Raw genomic sequence first — 16,827 nt, 5'->3', positions numbered from 1 at the left:
CTGGAGTGTAGCGAAAAAGCCTGGTGAGCCGCCAAAGCGGCCCCTGCGCGTCAGCGGGGCCGCCGGCTGAAGGCCAGCAGCGCGCGTTCCAGGCATTGGAGGGTCTTGTCGAAGCCGGCGGCAGTGCGCTCGTCGATCGGCTGGCCCTGCTGGTCGGCGACCACCAGCAGGAGCACGCGACCGTTGAGCGCCACCGAGCGCAGGAGCAGGTGATCGCTCGGGAATGCGGTCTTTATCGCGCCCGGCAGCAGGGCGGAAAACTGCGCCATGTTCGCGGCGGTCAGGCTGAGTCGCAGCGGTTTTTCCAGCAGGCGGCCGATCAGCTGGCTTTGCGACGGATCGAGCGTCATCGCCGCGGCGTCCTTGTCCAGGCCCAGCGTCTGCATGGCGGCCAGTCGGCTGTGGTTGCGATCGGCTTGCAGGATCAGCGTGCGGGAGAAGCCGATCGCTGCGAGCGCACGGCAGGCGGTCGCCGTGAGTTGCAGCGCGTTGCCGAACGGCGTCGGCTCGCGCAGCAGCTCGGCGCACAGGGCCCGCCATGTTGCCGACGGCGCGTGCGCCTGGCCGGAGGTGGGTTCGTCGAGCACCTGGAAGCGACTGTCCCAGGGCATAGGCAGGGCGAGCGCCGGGTGCCAGAGCCCGACAAGGCTCGATTCCCGCGCGCTCTGCACGGCCTGCTGGTGCACGCGCTGTTGCAGTTCGGGCAGCGCAAGCTGCAGGTAAAGCCCGGCGAGCCGTTGCCAGCGCAGGGTGTGGATGCCGCTCCAGCTGTGATGCGCCGCGATTGCCAGGCCATTGGCCAGGACGATGGTGTTGCCGGGCTGGGTGACCCAGCGACGCAGCGGCGGGTCGGCATCCAGCAGTTGCTGCTGGTGCAGAGGGTGTTCGTTGTCGCGAGCGATGTGCAGCGCCTTGATCACCAGCCGGCGATTGACGGTCAGCGCCTGGTAGCCCTCGACGATCCAGTCGGGCAGCCGCCAGCGTTCGGCGACTGTCCGGCACAGCTCGAGCAATGGCACGCCAAGCAGGTCGTGCTCGACCCGGCTGACCGGCTCGGCGGCGATGAACACGCGCTGCTCCCACGCCTTCAGAAAGTCGGGACGCAGCGCGACCAGCGCCCATACCGGCGCGAGAAACAGCAGGCTGCCCCAGTGGATGTCCTGCCAGAGCCGTGCCAGCCGCGAGGCGAACAGGCCGTTGGCCTGCTGGCTGGCATGCTGGCTGATCAGGAGCAACTGTCGCAGCGGCGCCGGCACCGCCTCCGGCTCGACCGACGGAATCTGCGAAAGCATGGCCGAGACGCGCGCCAGACCCAGGCGACTCAGGGCGACCTCGAGGCTTTCGGCCTTCTCCATGAGCGCATTGCCGCTGCGATTGGCCTCGCGCAGCACGTACAGCGCCAACACCGGGCTGGCCTGGATCGTCTCGGCGATGTCGCGCATCGAGCGGCTGCCGTCGCCAAGCGCCCGGCGCACTTTTTCATGGTGAACGGTGACCACCGGCAGCCGGACGGCGTCCAGCGCCTCGGCCCAGGCAGGCAGCGTGCGGGGAAGCGAGTGCGGAGTCGTCATGGTGCCAAGTTGGCTTTTGGTCGGGTTGGCCTTTAGTCTGGCGCAAAAGTTCCGATAACGAGAAGACTTGTTTCGAGCGGCTCCCCAACCGGCGTCGCACAGGCCGGCGTGCGCCTTTTTCGGCCGGTCGCTCGATTGGCCCTCCAGCAGATTCCAAGACAAATTCCCATGGTAAAAATCATCGGCATCATCGTCGTCTTCGCCTCGGTACTGGGCGGATTCGTGCTTTCGGGCGGCAAGATCGGTGCGCTCATCCATCCATTCGAGGTGATGATCATCGGCGGCGCCGCGCTGGGTGCGTTCCTGCAGGCGAACTCGGGCAGCACCTTCATGCTGGTCTTCAAGAAATCGCTGTCGATGTTCAGCAGCAAGTTCACGCACACCTACTACCTGGACGTCCTCAAGCTCATCTACGAGATCCTCAACAAAAGCCGGCGCGAGGGGATGATGGCGATCGAGGCCGATATCGAAGATCCGGCCGCCAGCCCGATATTCAGCAAGTACCCGGGCATTCTCAAAGACGAGCGGATGACCGCCTTCGTCTGCGATTACCTGCGCATCATGTCGTCGGGCAACATGGCCCCGCACGAGCTCGAGGGCTTGTTCGACATGGAGCTGTCCAGCCTCAAGGAGGAGCTGGAGCATCCGTCGCACGCGGTCTCGGCGATCGCTGACGGCATGCCGGCGATGGGTATCGTCGCCGCGGTGCTGGGCATCGTCATCACCATGTCGATCCTCGCCGAAGCCGATAACGCGATGATCGGCTACAAGGTGGGCTCCGCGCTGGTGGGTACCTTCCTCGGCATTCTCGCGTCCTATGGCTTCTTCGCCCCGCTGGCCGCCTCGCTGGGTCACGACGCGAAGGAAGAGCTGAATGTGTACGAGGCGATCAAGGCCAGTCTGGTGGCCTCGGCGTCCGGCATGCCCCCCACCCTGGCCGTCGAGTTCGGCCGCAAGGTCTTGTACCCGGCGCACCGCCCGAGCTTCTCCGAGCTCGAACAAGCCATGCGTGGCAGCTGATGAAGAGCGGCCATGGACAATAACCAACCGATCATCGTCAAGCGCGTCAAGAAGGTCGCCGGCGGCCACCACGGTGGCGCCTGGAAGATTGCCTTCGCCGACTTCGCGACCGCGATGATGGCCTTCTTCCTGGTGATGTGGCTGATGAGCAGCGCCACGCCGGAGCAGAAACGTGCCATCTCCGGCTACTTCCAGGACCCGATCGGCTTCACCGAGAGCGCCAGTCCCTACGCGATCGATCTTGGCGGCACGCCGACCCCTTCGCCCGACAAGACGCTCAACCCCTTGCCCGAGGAAACCCTCGAACTGGGCAAGAGCCGGGAGGACGCCTCGCTGTCCGAGCTCGACAAGCAGCAGGCCGAGGAAATCGCCAGTGAGGTCGAGCGCGAGCGGCTCGAGCTGTTGCTGCAGGAGTTGCAGAACAAGATCGAGCAAGACCCGGAGCTGCGTCATTTCAAGGACCAGATCCTGTTCGAGATCACCCAGGACGGCTTGCGCATCCAGATCGTCGATGCCGAGAACCGGCCGATGTTCGCCCTGGGCAGTGCCCGTTTGCAGCCGTATTTCGAAGACATCCTGCTGGCGATGGCCGACACCATCAGCGCGGTGCCGAACAAGATCAGCATCAGTGGCCATACCGATGCCAAGCCGTTCGCCGGCAGCGGCGGCTTCGGCAACTGGGAGCTATCGGCCGAACGGGCGAACGCCGCGCGTCGGGCCCTGGTGGCGGGCGGCTATCCCGACGAGCAGGTGGCGCGGGTGGTCGGGTACGCCTCGTCGGCGCTGTTCGATCGCGAGGACCCGCTCAACCCGATCAACCGGCGCATCGACATCATCGTGCTGAACAAGAAGGCCCAGCGAGAGATCGAGCGCGATACGGCGGAGCAGGGCGCGCCCGCCCCGGAAACGGACACGGTGGCCGAACCCGCCGGCGCGGCCGTCGCGCCCGCGGGCGAGCCATTGCCGGCGGCCGAAGTCGAGAAACGGTTGAACCTGTTCGAGGACGGCGTGCTGCAGTTCGACCAGCAGCAGGTCGACTGATCAGTAGTCCTGCGTCGGCAGGCTGCTGATGATGTGGCGATAGCTCGCCATGCGCTGAGGCTGGATACGGCCCTCGTCCAGCGCGGCGAGCAGGGCGCAGCCGGGCTCGCGATCATGCCGGCAGTCGCGGAAGCGGCAACGACCCAACAGCTCGCGAAATTCGATGAAGCCCGCTTCGACGTCGTCTCGCGAGACATGCGACAGGGCGAATTCGCGGATGCCGGGCGAGTCGATCAAGTGACCGCCACCGGGGAAGTGGAACAGGCGCGCGGTCGTCGTCGTGTGGGTGCCCTTGCCGGTCAGCTCGGACAGGGCGCCGACGCGGGTGTCCGCGTCCGGCAGCAACCGGTTGACCAGCGATGACTTGCCGACCCCGGACTGGCCGACGAACACGCTGGTGTGGTCGTCGAGCTCGATCTGCAGCGCATCCAGCCCGGCGCCGTCGTGGGCCGACACCTCCAGAATGCGATAACCCAGCTGGCGGTAGGCGCCCAGCAATTGCGGAAGCTGCGAGTCATCCGGTGCGATGAGGTCCGCCTTGTTCAGCAGCAGCAGCGGTTCGATGCCGGCGTGCTCGGCCGCGACCAGGTAGCGGTCGATCAGGTTGGCGTGCGGCTCGGGAATGGGCGCGAAGACGATGACGATGCGGTCGACGTTCGCCGCGACCGGCTTGAGTTGGCCGCGGCTGTCGGGCCGACAGAGCTCGGAGCGACGCGGCAGCTGCGCCACGATGACGCCCGAACCGTCCGCACCGGGGCGCCAGACCACGCCGTCGCCGGTGACCAGCGTCGGCAGGTTGGCGCGCAGATGGCAGCGAAAGACCTGGCCGGCGTGGTCGCCTTCCAGCGCCTCCACTTCTACCTGCACGCCGAAGTGGGCCATCACCAGCCCCGGTTCCTCCGGGCCGAGATCGCCGCCTTCCAGCTCCTGTGTCGCCCGCTGCTCGCGCCGGCTGGCACGCGCCTGGCGCTCCTCCTGGATTTTGCCGATACGCCAGTTCTGGCGCCGGCTGAGTTGGCGTTTGGCCATGAGTTCGCTGCCCTGAAAGATGGCGCGCAGTCTAGCACCGCGCCCTGTCCGGCCGTGCATGCTTGGCTACACTGAGCGACCACCGTTCCGTGGTTCGCCTTCATGCAAGCATCTATCGGCAAGCGCTTTCCCGCCCCCGTCGCCCTGCTGGCCCAGTTGGCCGGGCTGCTTGCGGTGTGGGGGCTGTGGCTCGCCGTCGCCGGCGCCACTGGCTGGCACGCGCCGTTGATGCTTACGGCCGTCGTCCAGGGCCTGCTCGCCGCGGGCGTCGGCCGGGCCCTCGGCCTGTCGATCTGGTGGGTGCCGATCAATCTCGCCTTCGTGCCGGGGTTGGTCGCCGTACAGACGCAGTCCGTGCCGCCGTGGTTGCTGCTGGCCGGCTTCCTGGCGCTGCTCCTGCTGAACTGGAATGCGCTGACCGAACGCGTCCCGCTCTACCTGACCGGCCCGGCTGCCGAGGCGAGATTGATCGAGCATCTGAAGGGGATGCCGGTCGATGGCCTGCGCTTCATCGATCTTGGCTGTGGCCTGGGCGGTACGCTCGCGCGCCTGGCCAGGCGCTTTCCGGAGGGGCAGTTCAGCGGGGTGGAGACGTCGCCGCTGACCTTCGCGCTGGCCTGGTTGCGCTGCCTGCCCAGGCGCAACTGTCGGATTCGCCCGATCAGCCTGTGGCGGGTCGATCTGGGCGGCTATGACCTGGTCTATTGCTTCCTGTCACCCGCGCCGATGCCCGGCCTGCGGGACAAGGCGCTGCGGGAGATGCGGCCGGGCGCCTGGCTGATCAGCAACAGCTTCGCCATCCCGGAGGCGGAGGCCGACCTCGTGCTGGAGGTCGGCGACTGGCGGGGCTCGCGGCTCTACGCCTGGCGGCCCCGGGGCGTCGGTGCGGCGCCTGACGCTACGCCGGCAAGCGGCTAAACTGCACGCCCAGCCCAAGGAGCTCTCCCATGCAGAACCCGCAGAATCTCATCTGGATCGATCTGGAAATGACCGGCCTCGACCCCGACCGGGACGTGATCATCGAGATGGCGACCGTCGTCACCGACAGCCAGCTGAACGTTCTGGCCGAAGGGCCGGTGATCGCCGTGCACCAGAGCGACGAGGTGCTGGCGGGCATGGACGAATGGAACACGCGCCAGCATGGCGGCTCGGGCCTGACGCAGCGGGTGCGGGAGAGCCGTATCGGCGTCGAGCAGGCCGAGGCGATGACCCTGGCCTTTCTGGAACAGTGGGTGCCGGAACGCAGTTCGCCGATCTGCGGCAACAGCATCTGCCAGGATCGCCGCTTCCTGTACCGCTACATGCCGCGGCTCGAGGCCTACTTCCATTACCGCAACCTGGACGTCTCGACGCTCAAGGAGCTGGCCGCCCGCTGGGCGCCGCAGGTCCGCGACGGCTTCAAGAAGCGCGCGACGCACCTGGCCCTGGACGACATCCGCGAGTCCATCGCCGAGCTGCGCCATTACCGCGAGCAGTTCCTGAAGATCTGACGGTTCGAGGCGATCGCCGGTTATCTGCCCAGTCGCCTCAGTTCGTCCGACTCCACCACTCGCACGCCTTCGCCTTCTTCGAGCGCCAGTCGCCAGAGCGCGCGGGCGAGGGTGCAGGCCTCTATCCCGCGGTAACGGCCGGGCAGCAGGCGCGACAGCGGCGTCATCAGGCGTTCGCCGAGCCGTGGCCGCAGGCGCGGTCCGAGCAGCTGAGCCGGGCGCGCGATCGTCAGCTGCGGCCAGCCTTGAGTCCGCAGCGAAGCCTCTAGGTCGCCCTTGACCCGGGAATAGAAGAACCGTGACTGCGAATCGGCGCCCAGCGCACTGAGGACGATCAGGTGTCGTGTGCCCAGGGTGCGGGCGCGCTCGGCGAAGGCGACCGCGAGGTCGTGGTCGACCGCACGGAACGCCGCCTGCGATCCCGCTTGCTTGAGCGTGGTGCCCAGGCAGCAGAACGCCGTGTGAAAGTCGCCATGCAGGCTGGGCAGCAGCTGGTCGAGCGGGCCGATGGGGTTGTCCAGGCTCGGGTGTTCGGCCAGCGGTCGCCGCGTCGGGGCGACGACGCGCTCGACGGTCGGCTCGTTGAGCAGGCGATCCAGCAGGTGCTCGCCGGTCAGGCCGGTGGCGCCAGCCAGCAGAATGCGTTGAGGGGTCAGGTACATGGTCGCTCCTGTCTGGCCGCTGGATGGCCGATCCGGGCACCGGCGGCGCCACGGCGAACCGCAGCGCAATCCGGCACCCGGATCGGCGACGCCGACGGCCCCATAGTGGTCGGCCTTTTCACGTTGGACAACCGAAGCCGCCGCGAGTGTGATACTCGCCGCAGACGCTGGCATCGGCCCCGCTGCGCAGACTCAGTCCGGCGTGCTGGCGGTGAATCGCTCGCGACTGTTGGTCAGATGGGTCCACATGGCGGCCCGGGCGCCGTCCGGGTCGCGCCGGTGTATGGCGGCGTAGATGAGCTCATGTTCGACGCTGGCCAGATGCGCCTGACGGGAAAGGTCACTGCCGCCTCGCTCGCGAACGTCGATGCGGTTGCGCGGGATCATCACGTTGCCCAGGTGCAGCAGGATGTTGGTGAAGTAGGGGTTGCCGGTTGCCTCGGCGATCGCCAGGTGGAAGCGCTTGTCCGCCTCGACGCAGCTGTCGCCGGAGCTGGCGAGGGCTTCGTAGTCGTCGAGCGCCTGGCGCATGCCGAGCAGTTGCGCGTCGGTCCGGCGCAGCGCCGCCAGTGCCACGGCCTGCGTTTCGACGCCCAAGCGCAGCTCGAGAATCCAGCGCACGTCGGCAGCCGTCTCGTGACTCAGGCGCAAGCCCGTCTGAGCGACCCGCTCGACGACGAAGGTGCCCTTGCCGTGGTGCGTCTCGACGTACCCCGCCGTCTGCAAGCGCGACAACGCCTCGCGGATCACCGTGCGGCTGACGCCGTATTCCTTCACCAGCATGTTTTCCGAGGGGAGCTTGTCGCCCAGCCGGAGGGTGCCCGCAAGAATCCGGCGGGTCAGCTCGTCGACGATCTCGTGGGCCAGGCTGGCGGTGCGACGCTTCAGGCGAGTGGGTGGCGATGACATCTTCGCTGCTCAGGAAAAAGGCTGCCGGAAGCATACACCGCAGCGCTCGAGCGATGGCATCGGCCCCCGAAGTGCGCATCCGCGGGCCAGCCGGAGCGTCGCTCGGACAGGACGTTCTGGCTAACAGGTCATACAAGTGGCGAGGCGTTGCTCATGCCGATAGCGGACGCAGGCGGCAGGGCAAGGCAGGCGACTGGCCATCAAATTCGCTCATGGAGGGGGATTGGGGACGGGCGTCGCTGCGGATTGCCGCGCTTCGATTTTTCAGCAGACGAAGATATTGCCTTGTTCGAATCAACTTGTATGATGACTGTCATCGGCTGTCGCCCGCTCGAACCAATCATAAGAACAAGCTAAGAGGTCCACCTCATGCACCACCCTACCGCTCCATCGGCAGTCCCTTGTCCTGCTCGTCTCCCTGCCTTGCCAGGAAGAGGCCCTGCGCCGAACACCGAGGCGCGCAACCGCTGAATCTGCCAGGGGCGAGCGGATCGCCGCTCGCCTGCCGACAAGAACAACTGGGTAACCGCCATGAGCACCATCACGTCTTCACCCGCCGGCAACGGCGATCTCGCCACGGCCATCCGCAAGGTGAAGCGGCACATCATGCCGCTGTTCATCATCATGTTCATCGTCAACTACATCGACCGGGTGAACATCGGCTTCGTCAAGGGCCATCTGGAAACCGACCTGGGCATCGGCACCGCCGCCTATGGGCTGGGGGCCGGGCTGTTTTTCATCGGCTACGCGATCTTCGAGGTACCGTCCAACCTGATGCTGCAACGCGTCGGCGCGCGCGCCTGGCTCACGCGCATCATGTTCACCTGGGGCCTGGTGGCCGCCGGCATGGCGTTCATCCAGAACGAAACCCACTTCTACATCATGCGTTTCCTGCTCGGGGTGGCCGAGGCCGGTTTCTTCCCGGGCGTCATCTATTACTTCACCCGCTGGCTGCCGGGCAGCGAGCGCGGCAAGGCCATCGCGCTGTTCCTCAGCGGCTCGGCGATCGCATCCATCCTGTCGGGGCCGATTTCCGGTGCGCTGTTGCAGATCGAGGGGCTCGGCCTGCACGGCTGGCAATGGATGTTCCTGATCGAGGGGCTGTTCTCCTGCGCCCTGTGCGCCTTCGTCTGGTTCTGGCTGGATTCGCTGCCGCACGATGCCAAGTGGCTGACCCGTGCCGAGCAGGATGCGCTGGTCGCCGAGATCGAGCAGGAACAGCGGGAGCGCGAGGCGGCGCAGACCGAAAAACCCTCGGTCTTCAGCCTGCTCAAGGATCGCCAGATCGTGCTGTTCTGCCTGGTGTACTTCTCGATTCAGCTGACCATCTACGCGGCGACCTTCTGGCTGCCGAGCATCATCCGCAACATGGGCGACATCAGTGACTTCCAGGTCGGGCTGCTGAACTCGGTGCCCTGGATCATTTCGATCGGCGCCATGTACATGTTCGCCTCGGCGTCCGCCCGCTGGAAATTCCAGCAGGCCTGGGTCGCGGCCGCGCTGGTCGTCGCGGCGATCGGCATGTTCGCCTCGACGACCGGAGGCCCGGTCTTCGCGTATGTGGCGATCTGTTTCGCGGCGATCGGGTTCAAATCCGCATCGTCGTGCTTCTGGCCGATTCCCCAGGGTTATCTCGACGCCCGTATCGCCGCCGCCGTGCTGGCGCTGATCAACTCGGTGGGCAACCTCGGCGGCTTCGTGGCGCCCGCGACCTTCGGCTTCCTGGAGCAGGCGACCGGCTCCATCGAGGGCGGCCTGTACGGCCTGGCCTGCACCTCGGTGCTCGCTGCGATCGTGGTCTTCCAGACCCGCACCAAGCCGGGTGCCGGCGACGGCCACCCGCCGCGAATCATGAGCCGGGCCGCTGCCTGAGCCGCCTTCACGACCTTGGCCGGGCGTGACGCCCGGCGCAGCCATAGAGAACGAACGATGAACACTCACGCACACACCCCAAGCCAGACCCCCGTCATCACCGAACTCACCGTCGTCCCGGTTGCCGGGCATGACGGCATGCTGCTCAACCTGAGCGGCGCGCACGGTCCCTACTTCACCCGTAACGTCGTGCTGCTCAAGGACAGCGCCGGCCATACCGGCCTTGGCGAAGTGCCGGGCGGCGAGAAGATTCGCCAGACGCTCGAGGACGCCCGCGGCCTGCTCGTCGGCCAGCCGATCGGACGGTACCAGCAGCTGCTCAACCAGGTTCGCCAGACCTTCGCCGATCGCGACGTCGGTGGCCGTGGCCTGCAGACCTTCGATCTGCGCATCACCGTCCATGCGGTCACCGCGCTGGAGTCGGCGCTGCTCGACCTGCTGGGCCAGCACCTGGACGTGCCGGTCGCGGCGCTACTGGGCGAGGGGCAGCAGCGCGAGGCGGTCGAGATGCTGGGTTACCTGTTCTTCGTCGGCGACCGCACCAAGACCGACCTGCCGTACCGCAGCGAGCCCGAGGCGGACAACGACTGGTTCCGCGTTCGCCACGAGGAGGCTCTGACGCCCGAGGCCGTGGTGCGCCTGGCCGAGGCGGCGCACGCGCGGTACGGCTTCAACGACTTCAAGCTCAAGGGTGGTGTGCTGGCGGGCGATGCCGAGATCGAGGCGGTCACGGCGCTGGCCGAGCGCTTCCCCGAGGCGCGCATCACACTCGACCCGAACGGGGCCTGGTCGCTGAAAGAAGCCATCCGCCTGTGCCGGGACCGGCACGACGTGCTGGCCTACGCCGAAGACCCCTGTGGCGCGGAGAACGGTTTCTCCGGGCGTGAAGTGATGGCCGAGTTCCGCCGCGAAACCGGCCTGCCCACGGCCACCAACATGATCGCCACCGACTGGCGGCAGATGGTCCATGCGCTGTCGCTGCAATCGGTCGACATTCCGCTGGCCGACCCGCATTTCTGGACGATGCAGGGCTCGGTGCGCGTCGCCCAGACCTGCGCGGACTGGGGCCTGACCTGGGGCTCGCACTCGAACAACCACTTCGACATTTCGCTGGCGATGTTCACCCACGTGGCGGCAGCCGCGCCGGGCAAGGTGACGGCGATCGACACGCACTGGATCTGGCAGGACGGCCAGCGGCTGACCAGGGACCCGCTGAAGATCGTCGGCGGTCTGGTGCAGGTGCCGAAGAAGCCGGGCCTGGGCATCGAGATCGACATGGACCAGCTGAGCAAGGCCAACGCGCTCTACCGCAGCATGGGCCTTGGCGCTCGCGACGACTCGGTGGCGATGCAGTTCCTGATCCAGGGCTGGACCTTCGATAACAAGAAGCCCTGTCTGGTGCGTTGACCGGATCGCCCACCCAGCGAATGCCGCGCTGCCAGCGCGGCATTCGCTGAACCCACCGGTCAGACCACGCAGAGCGCCAGGCTTTCGGCGATATAGGCCGGCTTGTCGGCGCCTTCGATCTCCATCACGGCGCGGGTCTTGAACAGCCACTGGCCGGGATTCTTCTCATAGACGTCCAGCAGCGTCGCGTTGATCCGCACCCGCGAGCCGACTTTCACGGGTTGCAGGAAGCGCACGCTGTCGAGCCCGTAGTTGATGCCCATCTTCATCCCTTCCGGGTACAGGGCGAGCTCCTTCATCAGCAAGGGCAGCAGCGACAGCGACAGGAAGCCATGCGCAATGGTGGTGCCGAAGGGCGTCTGGCGCGCTTTCTCCGGGTCGACATGAATGAACTGGTGATCGCCCGTGCAATCGGCGAATCGGTCGATGCGGTCCTGTTCGACGGTCAGCCATTGCGACTGGCCCAGCTCGCGGCCGATGTGATCCCTGAGTTGTGCAACCGGTACCTGTGGCATGTCGCCTCCTCGTGACGTCTTGTTTTTGGTGACCGACGGCGCTCGCCGGTCGGCGTCCTGAAGCCTCGGCGCCGAGGCCGGTGTGGTCAATCAAGCATGCGCCGGCGAATGGCGCGTCATTCGAAGCGGATGCCGGCCGGCGCCGGGTGCGCTTTGCCGTCTCCGGTGGTCACCTCTTTATACTTCGCGGCTTTTCCCGGAGGACGACATGCTGCTACGCGGACTTACCTGGCTGGTGCTGTTCCAGTTGCTCGGCACGGCGCTGAGCGTCCTGCTGCTGCCGATGCTGCCCGGGCCGATCATCGGCCTGGTGCTCTTGTTCGGCGTGTGCCTGCTTCGCGGGGAGATCGGCGAGCCGCTGCAACTGGCCGCCAGCAGCCTGCTGCGGTACCTGCCGCTGCTGCTGGTGCCGCCCGCGGTCGGGGTGATGGCCTATGTGGCGGCGATTCAGGCCGACATCTGGGCGATCGTCGTGTCTCTGGTGATTTCGCTGGTGCTGTCGCTGGCCTTCACCGGATGGCTGATGCAGGCGCTGATCCGGCGCCAGGCCCGCCGTCGGGAGCGCACATGAGCCTGCTCGACTGGCAGGGTGCCTGGCAGGCGGTGATCGGGCATCCGTTGTTCGGGGTCGGCATCACGCTCGCCAGCTACCAGCTCGCCTGCCTCGCCTACGAGCGGACCCGCTGGGTGTTCCTGCAGCCGGTGCTGGTGTCGATGGTGCTCGTCATCGCCGTGCTGCTGCTGTGCGGCATCGAGTACGCCGACTACCGGCGTGCCAGCGAGCTGCTGACCGTGTTGCTCGGCCCGGCGACGGTGGCGCTGGCGGTGCCGCTGTTTCTCAACATGCGCCGCATCCGCGAACTGTTCTGGCCGACGGTGCTGACGCTGGTGCTGGCCGGCAGCGTGGCGACCGCGCTGGGCGTGCTGTTCGCCTGGCTGATGGGCGCCGAGCCGCTGATCGTCACCACGCTCGCGCCCAAGTCGGTGACCTCGCCGATCGCCATGCTCGTCGCCGAGCAACTCGGCGGTGTGGCGGCGCTGGCGGCGGTGTTCGTCATGCTCACCGGCGTGCTCGGCGCGATCATCGGCCCGGAACTGTTGCGCCGCTGCCGTGTTCAGCATCCTGCGGCCCGCGGCATGGCGCTCGGGCTGACCGCGCATGCGGTGGGCACCGCCCAGGCGCTCCAGGAAGGCGACGAGTGTGGCGCCTTCGCCGCCCTGGCGATGAGCCTGATGGGCGTGATGACCGCCGTCTTCCTGCCGCTGGCAGTCTCGCTGTTCTTCTGAGGGCTCGACGATGTTGCCGTTGTTTCCGCTCAACACGCTGCTGTTTCCGGGGTGCTACCTCGACCTGCAACTGTTCGAGGCGCGCTACCTGGACATGATCAGTCGCTGCCTGAAGGAAGGGCATGGCTTCGGCGTGGTCGCCATTCTCGACGGCGCCGAAACCGGTGCGGCGCCCAGTGCCTTCACGCCGATCGGCTGCGAGGCGCTGATCCGCGACTGGCAGCAGTTGCCCAACGGGCTGCTGGGTATGCGGATCGAAGGGGGCAGGCGCTTCGAGGTTCGTCGCGCGGAAGTCCGGCCGGATCAACTGACGGTCGCGGAGGTCGAGTGGCTGGCGACGCCCGACGAGGCGCCGCTCGACGATGCCTACGAGGACCTCGCCGTGCTCTATCAGGCGTTGGCCCGTCACCCGCTGGTCGAGTCGCTGGGCATGCAGGAACCGGCCGAGGGGCGGCAGGCGCTGGGCAACCGGCTCGCCTACCTGCTGCCGTTTTCGCTGGAGCAGAAGCAGCGCCTGCTGCGGCTGGACGACGACGATGAGCGGCTCGATGCCATTCAGCAGATGCTCGAGCGCCTGCAAGGCGAAGCCACCAACTGAGGCCTCAGTAGCGATAGACCGCCAATGCGTCCGGCAGCGCCCACACGGCGAACAGGCCGAGTAGCGCGAGCGTGGAGGGCATGATCAGCCACCAGGCGCGCGGCGCCAGTGCGCCCAGCGGGCGACGACGCTGGACGATGGCCAGGCTTGCCGCGCAGAAGGTCGCTGCGAGCAAGGCGCCGCCGATGATGTCGGTCGGCCAGTGCACGCCGAGGTAGACGCGCGACAGCGCGATCGCCGTCGCCGGGATGGCCGCGAGCACCAGCCAGGTCAGGCGCAGGCGCGGTGGCTGGCCGCGTCCGGCGAGGATGCCGAGCACCAGGAAGAAGGCAAAGGCCGCCGAACTGTGTCCGCTGGGAAAGCTGAAGCTGGTCAGCGGTTCGGCGAGGATGTCCGGCCGCACGCGCGCGAACAGCGCCTTCAGCGTCCCGTTGCCGACCGCGGTGCCTAGCAGCGCCAGGGTCGCGAAGGCGCCGCTGCGCCATTGCCGCGCCATGAGCAGCAGCACGATGAGCAGCACGGCGGCGAGCAACTGCGTGCGGAAGTCGCCCATGCGCGTGATGACCACCATGAGGTAGTCGCCCAGCGGGCTGCGCTCGGCCTGCACCACGTCCATCAGGCCCTTGTCGAACGCATCCAGGTACGGCCAGCCGATGAACATTGAGAGCAGCGCCACGGCGCTGAGCGCGGCCATCAACGGGGCGGTCATGCGCACGCCCCGCAGGCTGCAATGCACGCTGGTACCGACCAGCAATGCAATGCCGGCCGCGACGATCGCCGCCTCCGGCCAGAACCCCTCGGGCAGCGACAGGCGCAGCGCGGCGCCGGCCGTCCAGCCGGGCATCAGGTAGGCGACCGCCCAGCCCGCCGAGGCGATCACCGAGACCAGTGCGAAGCGGCCGAAGGGCATGTCGAGCATGCCCGCGGTCATCGGCAGCATGGGGCGCAGCGGCCCGATGAAGCGACCGACCAGCAGGCTCGCCGCGCCGTAGTCGCGAGCGAAGACTTCGGCGCGCTGGAGCCATTCGGGATGCCGGCGCAGGCCGGGCAGGCGGCGGATGCCCTGGTGATAGCGCCGCCCGATCGCATAGGACACCAGGTCGCCGAGCAGGCCGCCGACGTAGGCCAGCAGCAGCGTCTGGCCCAGCGGTAGCGCGCCGCTGCCGGCGGCAACCGCGATGGCCAGCAGCAGAACGGTGCCGGGGATGACCAGCCCGACGATCGCCAGGCACTCGGTGAAGGCCGCGAGAAACAGGGCCAGGCCCAGCCACTGCGGGTGCATTGCAAGCCAGGTATTGAAGGCGTCGAGCCATTGGCCCATGCGAGCGGTTCCTGCGTTGGGGGAAAGCCATTCGACCGATCCGGCGAGGAGCGGTTTCCCGCAGGCGGTCCCGGCGAAGGGCCAAGCATAGCCAAGCCGCGGCCGGCGCGGGCCGCCCGCCGGATGTGGCTGTCCGCCAGGCGTGTGCCCGGCTATAATCCGCCCCTTTCATTTTTTCCGGCGATGCGTCGATGACCGAATCCGTGCTCGATTACATGACCCGTCTCGGCCAGGCGGCGCGCGAGGCTTCGCGCGTGCTCGCCCGCGCCAGCACCGCGCAGAAGAATCGCGCCCTGCTGGCGGCGGCCAACGCCCTGGACGCAGCGCGCGCGCCGCTGGTCGAGGCCAACGAACGGGATCTGGCCAATGGCCGGGCCAGCGGCCTCGAACCCGCGATGCTCGATCGCCTGGCGCTGACGCCGGCACGCATCGACGAAATGATCGAGGGGTTGCGCCAGGTCGCCGGCCTGCCGGACCCGATCGGCGAGATCCGCGACATGCGCTTCCTGCCCTCGGGCATCCAGGTCGGCAAGATGCGCGTCCCGCTCGGCGTGATCGGCATCATCTACGAGTCGCGGCCGAACGTGACCATCGATGCGGCGAGCCTCTGCCTCAAATCGGGCAACGCCACCATCCTGCGCGGCGGCTCGGAGGCCATCCATTCGAACCAGGCGATCGCCCGCTGCATCCAGCAGGGCCTCGCGGCGGCAGACTTGCCGGCGGCTGCCGTGCAGGTGGTCGAAACCACCGATCGGGCCGCCGTGGGCGCGCTGATCACCATGCCCGAATTCGTCGATGTCATCGTCCCGCGCGGCGGCAAGGGGCTGATCGAGCGGATCAGCCGGGATGCCAAGGTGCCGGTCATCAAGCACCTCGACGGCGTCTGCCATGTGTACATCGATGCGGCCGCCGATCTCGACAAGGCGATCCGTGTCGCCGACAACGCCAAGACCCAGCGCTACTCGCCCTGCAATGCGATGGAAACGTTGCTGGTGCATGCCGACATTGCGCCCCGCGTGTTGCCGCCGCTGGCTGCGATCTACCGCGATAAGGGGGTCGAGTTGCGTGGCTGCTCCCGCACGCGAGAACTGCTCGACGGCGACGTCAACGAGGCCACCGAGGACGACTGGTACGCCGAATACAACGCCCCGATCCTGGCGATTCGCATCGTCGACTCGCTGGAGCGGGCGATCGAGCACATCAATCGTTACGGCTCGCAGCACACCGACGCGATCGTCACGGAAAACTTCACCGACGCGCGGCGCTTCATCACCGAGGTCGACTCCAGCTCGGTGATGGTCAACGCCTCGACCCGTTTCGCCGACGGCTTCGAGTACGGCCTCGGCGCGGAGATCGGCATCTCCACCGACAAGCTGCATGCGCGAGGGCCGGTGGGGCTGGAGGGCCTGACCAGCGAGAAGTACGTCGTCTTCGGCGACGGCCACGTCCGCACTTGATGAGTCGGCGCATCGGGATTCTCGGAGGGACCTTCGACCCTGTGCACATCGGGCATCTGCGCGGGGCCGTCGAGGTCGCGGAGATGCTGGGGCTCGATGAGCTGCGGCTGATTCCCAGCGCCCGCCCGCCACATCGCGGTGCGCCGGGCGCAAGCCCCGAGCAGCGGCTGGAGATGGTGCGGCTGGCGGTTCGCGACGTTTCGCCCCTGATGGCCGATGACCGCGAGCTGCGGCGCGACAAGCCGTCCTACACGCTCGATACCCTGGTGTCGCTGCGCGAGGAAATCGCGCCGCAGGACCAGCTTCTGCTGCTGCTCGGCTGGGATGCCTTCTGCGGCCTGCCCAGCTGGTATCGCTGGACCGAGCTGCTCGACCACTGCCATATCCTGGTGCTCCAGCGGCCGGATGCCGATATGGAAGCCTCCGAAGCCCTGCGCGACCTGGTGGCGGCGCGCAGCGTGCCCGACCCGCAGGCCCTCGCCGGACCGGCGGGGCAGATCACCTTCGTCTGGCAGACGCCGCTCGAGGTGTCCGCCACCCAGATTCGCCAATCCCTGGCCAGCGGCAAGTCGGTACGTTTCCTGGTGCCCGACGCCGTCCTGGCCTATATCCATGCGCAGGGGTTGTACCTGCGCTGACCCGAGGTTG

The 16,827-nt window shown here is 67.5% G+C and carries 17 protein-coding genes; 11 read left to right on the top strand and 6 right to left on the bottom strand.

All coding sequences use genetic code 11. The features are described from left to right. Window positions 1-50 precede the first annotated feature (50 nt). Window positions 51-1,571, bottom strand: coding sequence for an HDOD domain-containing protein (locus tag D7325_RS03715; protein ID WP_120994195.1), 1,521 nt, complete (start codon window positions 1,569-1,571; stop codon window positions 51-53). Between the two features lie 168 nt (window positions 1,572-1,739). On the opposite strand from D7325_RS03715, the gene motA reads away from it, so the two are divergent. Further along, entirely contained in the window at window positions 1,740-2,591 is an 852-nt protein-coding gene (gene motA, locus D7325_RS03710) for a flagellar motor stator protein MotA (protein ID WP_120994194.1), read from the top strand. A gap of 12 nt (window positions 2,592-2,603) precedes the next feature. After that, window positions 2,604-3,632, top strand: coding sequence for a flagellar motor protein MotB (gene motB, locus D7325_RS03705; protein ID WP_120994193.1), 1,029 nt, complete (start codon window positions 2,604-2,606; stop codon window positions 3,630-3,632). Here the strand turns inward: motB and rsgA are convergent, their stop codons facing one another. Beyond that, window positions 3,633-4,661 (bottom strand): small ribosomal subunit biogenesis GTPase RsgA, encoded by a 1,029-nt coding sequence (rsgA, locus tag D7325_RS03700; protein WP_120994192.1) that lies wholly within the window; start codon window positions 4,659-4,661, stop codon window positions 3,633-3,635. 102 nt (window positions 4,662-4,763) lie between these two features. Here rsgA and D7325_RS03695 point away from each other — a divergent pair, with 102 nt between their 5' ends. Both D7325_RS03695 and orn read left to right on the top strand, forming a co-directional pair. Beyond that, complete coding sequence (locus D7325_RS03695) at window positions 4,764-5,579, top strand: class I SAM-dependent methyltransferase (RefSeq protein WP_120994191.1); 816 nt, start codon at window positions 4,764-4,766, stop codon at window positions 5,577-5,579. A gap of 29 nt (window positions 5,580-5,608) precedes the next feature. Further along, the gene (gene orn, locus D7325_RS03690) at window positions 5,609-6,151 is read left to right on the top strand and encodes an oligoribonuclease (RefSeq protein ID WP_120994190.1); all 543 of its coding nucleotides are present in this window, start codon (window positions 5,609-5,611) and stop codon (window positions 6,149-6,151) included. Window positions 6,152-6,171: 20 nt separating this feature from the next. Here orn and D7325_RS03685 read toward each other — a convergent pair whose 3' ends face one another. Both D7325_RS03685 and D7325_RS03680 read right to left on the bottom strand, forming a co-directional pair. Next, complete coding sequence (locus tag D7325_RS03685) at window positions 6,172-6,813, bottom strand: Rossmann-fold NAD(P)-binding domain-containing protein (protein WP_120994189.1); 642 nt, start codon at window positions 6,811-6,813, stop codon at window positions 6,172-6,174. Window positions 6,814-7,005: 192 nt separating this feature from the next. Then, window positions 7,006-7,722: a FadR/GntR family transcriptional regulator gene (locus tag D7325_RS03680; protein WP_120994188.1), complete on the bottom strand. Its 717-nt coding sequence runs from the start codon at window positions 7,720-7,722 to the stop codon at window positions 7,006-7,008. A 531-nt stretch (window positions 7,723-8,253) separates the two neighbouring features. Here D7325_RS03680 and D7325_RS03675 point away from each other — a divergent pair. Then, entirely contained in the window at window positions 8,254-9,594 is a 1,341-nt protein-coding gene (locus D7325_RS03675; RefSeq protein ID WP_120994187.1) for an MFS transporter, read from the top strand. A 57-nt stretch (window positions 9,595-9,651) separates the two neighbouring features. After that, window positions 9,652-11,001 carry a glucarate dehydratase gene (gene gudD, locus D7325_RS03670; RefSeq protein WP_120994186.1) on the top strand — a complete coding sequence of 450 codons (1,350 nt, stop codon included), beginning with the start codon at window positions 9,652-9,654 and terminating at the stop codon, window positions 10,999-11,001. Window positions 11,002-11,060: 59 nt separating this feature from the next. Here the strand turns inward: gudD and D7325_RS03665 are convergent, their stop codons facing one another. Continuing rightward, window positions 11,061-11,516 carry a MaoC family dehydratase gene (locus tag D7325_RS03665; RefSeq protein ID WP_120994185.1) on the bottom strand — a complete coding sequence of 152 codons (456 nt, stop codon included), beginning with the start codon at window positions 11,514-11,516 and terminating at the stop codon, window positions 11,061-11,063. Window positions 11,517-11,724: 208 nt separating this feature from the next. Here D7325_RS03665 and D7325_RS03660 point away from each other — a divergent pair, with 208 nt between their 5' ends. From D7325_RS03660 to D7325_RS03650, 3 genes are read left to right on the top strand one after another with little or no spacing between them, the layout of a single operon-like run. Then, entirely contained in the window at window positions 11,725-12,087 is a 363-nt protein-coding gene (locus D7325_RS03660; RefSeq protein WP_120994184.1) for a CidA/LrgA family protein, read from the top strand. After that, window positions 12,084-12,803 carry an LrgB family protein gene (locus D7325_RS03655; protein ID WP_120994183.1) on the top strand — a complete coding sequence of 240 codons (720 nt, stop codon included), beginning with the start codon at window positions 12,084-12,086 and terminating at the stop codon, window positions 12,801-12,803. The genes D7325_RS03660 and D7325_RS03655 overlap by 4 nt, the downstream gene beginning before the upstream one ends. A 10-nt stretch (window positions 12,804-12,813) precedes the next feature. Further along, the gene (locus tag D7325_RS03650) at window positions 12,814-13,401 is read left to right on the top strand and encodes an LON peptidase substrate-binding domain-containing protein (protein ID WP_120994182.1); all 588 of its coding nucleotides are present in this window, start codon (window positions 12,814-12,816) and stop codon (window positions 13,399-13,401) included. 4 nt (window positions 13,402-13,405) lie between these two features. Here D7325_RS03650 and D7325_RS03645 read toward each other — a convergent pair whose 3' ends face one another. Further along, the gene (locus D7325_RS03645; RefSeq protein WP_120994181.1) at window positions 13,406-14,722 is read right to left on the bottom strand and encodes a bifunctional DedA family/phosphatase PAP2 family protein; all 1,317 of its coding nucleotides are present in this window, start codon (window positions 14,720-14,722) and stop codon (window positions 13,406-13,408) included. Between the two features lie 191 nt (window positions 14,723-14,913). Here D7325_RS03645 and D7325_RS03640 point away from each other — a divergent pair, with 191 nt between their 5' ends. Then, window positions 14,914-16,179, top strand: a complete 1,266-nt coding sequence (locus D7325_RS03640; protein ID WP_120994180.1) for a glutamate-5-semialdehyde dehydrogenase — start codon at window positions 14,914-14,916, stop codon at window positions 16,177-16,179. Further along, window positions 16,179-16,817: a nicotinate-nucleotide adenylyltransferase gene (nadD, locus tag D7325_RS03635; RefSeq protein ID WP_120994179.1), complete on the top strand. Its 639-nt coding sequence runs from the start codon at window positions 16,179-16,181 to the stop codon at window positions 16,815-16,817. The genes D7325_RS03640 and nadD overlap by 1 nt, the downstream gene beginning before the upstream one ends. Window positions 16,818-16,827 lie beyond the last annotated feature (10 nt).

The organism is Stutzerimonas urumqiensis (genome assembly GCF_003640395.1).
Lineage (GTDB): Bacteria > Pseudomonadota > Gammaproteobacteria > Pseudomonadales > Pseudomonadaceae > Stutzerimonas > Stutzerimonas urumqiensis.
The sequence above is the reverse complement of the archived record's forward strand: the minus strand, read 5'-3'. Positions and strand labels throughout refer to the sequence as shown.

Coding starts and splice junctions, on each gene's coding strand:
- rsgA (WP_120994192.1), bottom strand. CDS start 4,661: ATGGCCAAACGCCAACTCAGCCGGCGCCAGAACTGGCGTATCGGCAAA.
- D7325_RS03695 (WP_120994191.1), top strand. CDS start 4,764: ATGCAAGCATCTATCGGCAAGCGCTTTCCCGCCCCCGTCGCCCTGCTG.
- D7325_RS03685 (WP_120994189.1), bottom strand. CDS start 6,813: ATGTACCTGACCCCTCAACGCATTCTGCTGGCTGGCGCCACCGGCCTG.
- D7325_RS03675 (WP_120994187.1), top strand. CDS start 8,254: ATGAGCACCATCACGTCTTCACCCGCCGGCAACGGCGATCTCGCCACG.
- D7325_RS03650 (WP_120994182.1), top strand. CDS start 12,814: ATGTTGCCGTTGTTTCCGCTCAACACGCTGCTGTTTCCGGGGTGCTAC.
- D7325_RS03645 (WP_120994181.1), bottom strand. CDS start 14,722: ATGGGCCAATGGCTCGACGCCTTCAATACCTGGCTTGCAATGCACCCG.
- motB (WP_120994193.1), top strand. CDS start 2,604: ATGGACAATAACCAACCGATCATCGTCAAGCGCGTCAAGAAGGTCGCC.
- gudD (WP_120994186.1), top strand. CDS start 9,652: ATGAACACTCACGCACACACCCCAAGCCAGACCCCCGTCATCACCGAA.
- D7325_RS03655 (WP_120994183.1), top strand. CDS start 12,084: ATGAGCCTGCTCGACTGGCAGGGTGCCTGGCAGGCGGTGATCGGGCAT.
- orn (WP_120994190.1), top strand. CDS start 5,609: ATGCAGAACCCGCAGAATCTCATCTGGATCGATCTGGAAATGACCGGC.
- D7325_RS03660 (WP_120994184.1), top strand. CDS start 11,725: ATGCTGCTACGCGGACTTACCTGGCTGGTGCTGTTCCAGTTGCTCGGC.
- D7325_RS03715 (WP_120994195.1), bottom strand. CDS start 1,571: ATGACGACTCCGCACTCGCTTCCCCGCACGCTGCCTGCCTGGGCCGAG.
- D7325_RS03680 (WP_120994188.1), bottom strand. CDS start 7,722: ATGTCATCGCCACCCACTCGCCTGAAGCGTCGCACCGCCAGCCTGGCC.
- D7325_RS03640 (WP_120994180.1), top strand. CDS start 14,914: ATGACCGAATCCGTGCTCGATTACATGACCCGTCTCGGCCAGGCGGCG.
- D7325_RS03665 (WP_120994185.1), bottom strand. CDS start 11,516: ATGCCACAGGTACCGGTTGCACAACTCAGGGATCACATCGGCCGCGAG.
- motA (WP_120994194.1), top strand. CDS start 1,740: ATGGTAAAAATCATCGGCATCATCGTCGTCTTCGCCTCGGTACTGGGC.
- nadD (WP_120994179.1), top strand. CDS start 16,179: ATGAGTCGGCGCATCGGGATTCTCGGAGGGACCTTCGACCCTGTGCAC.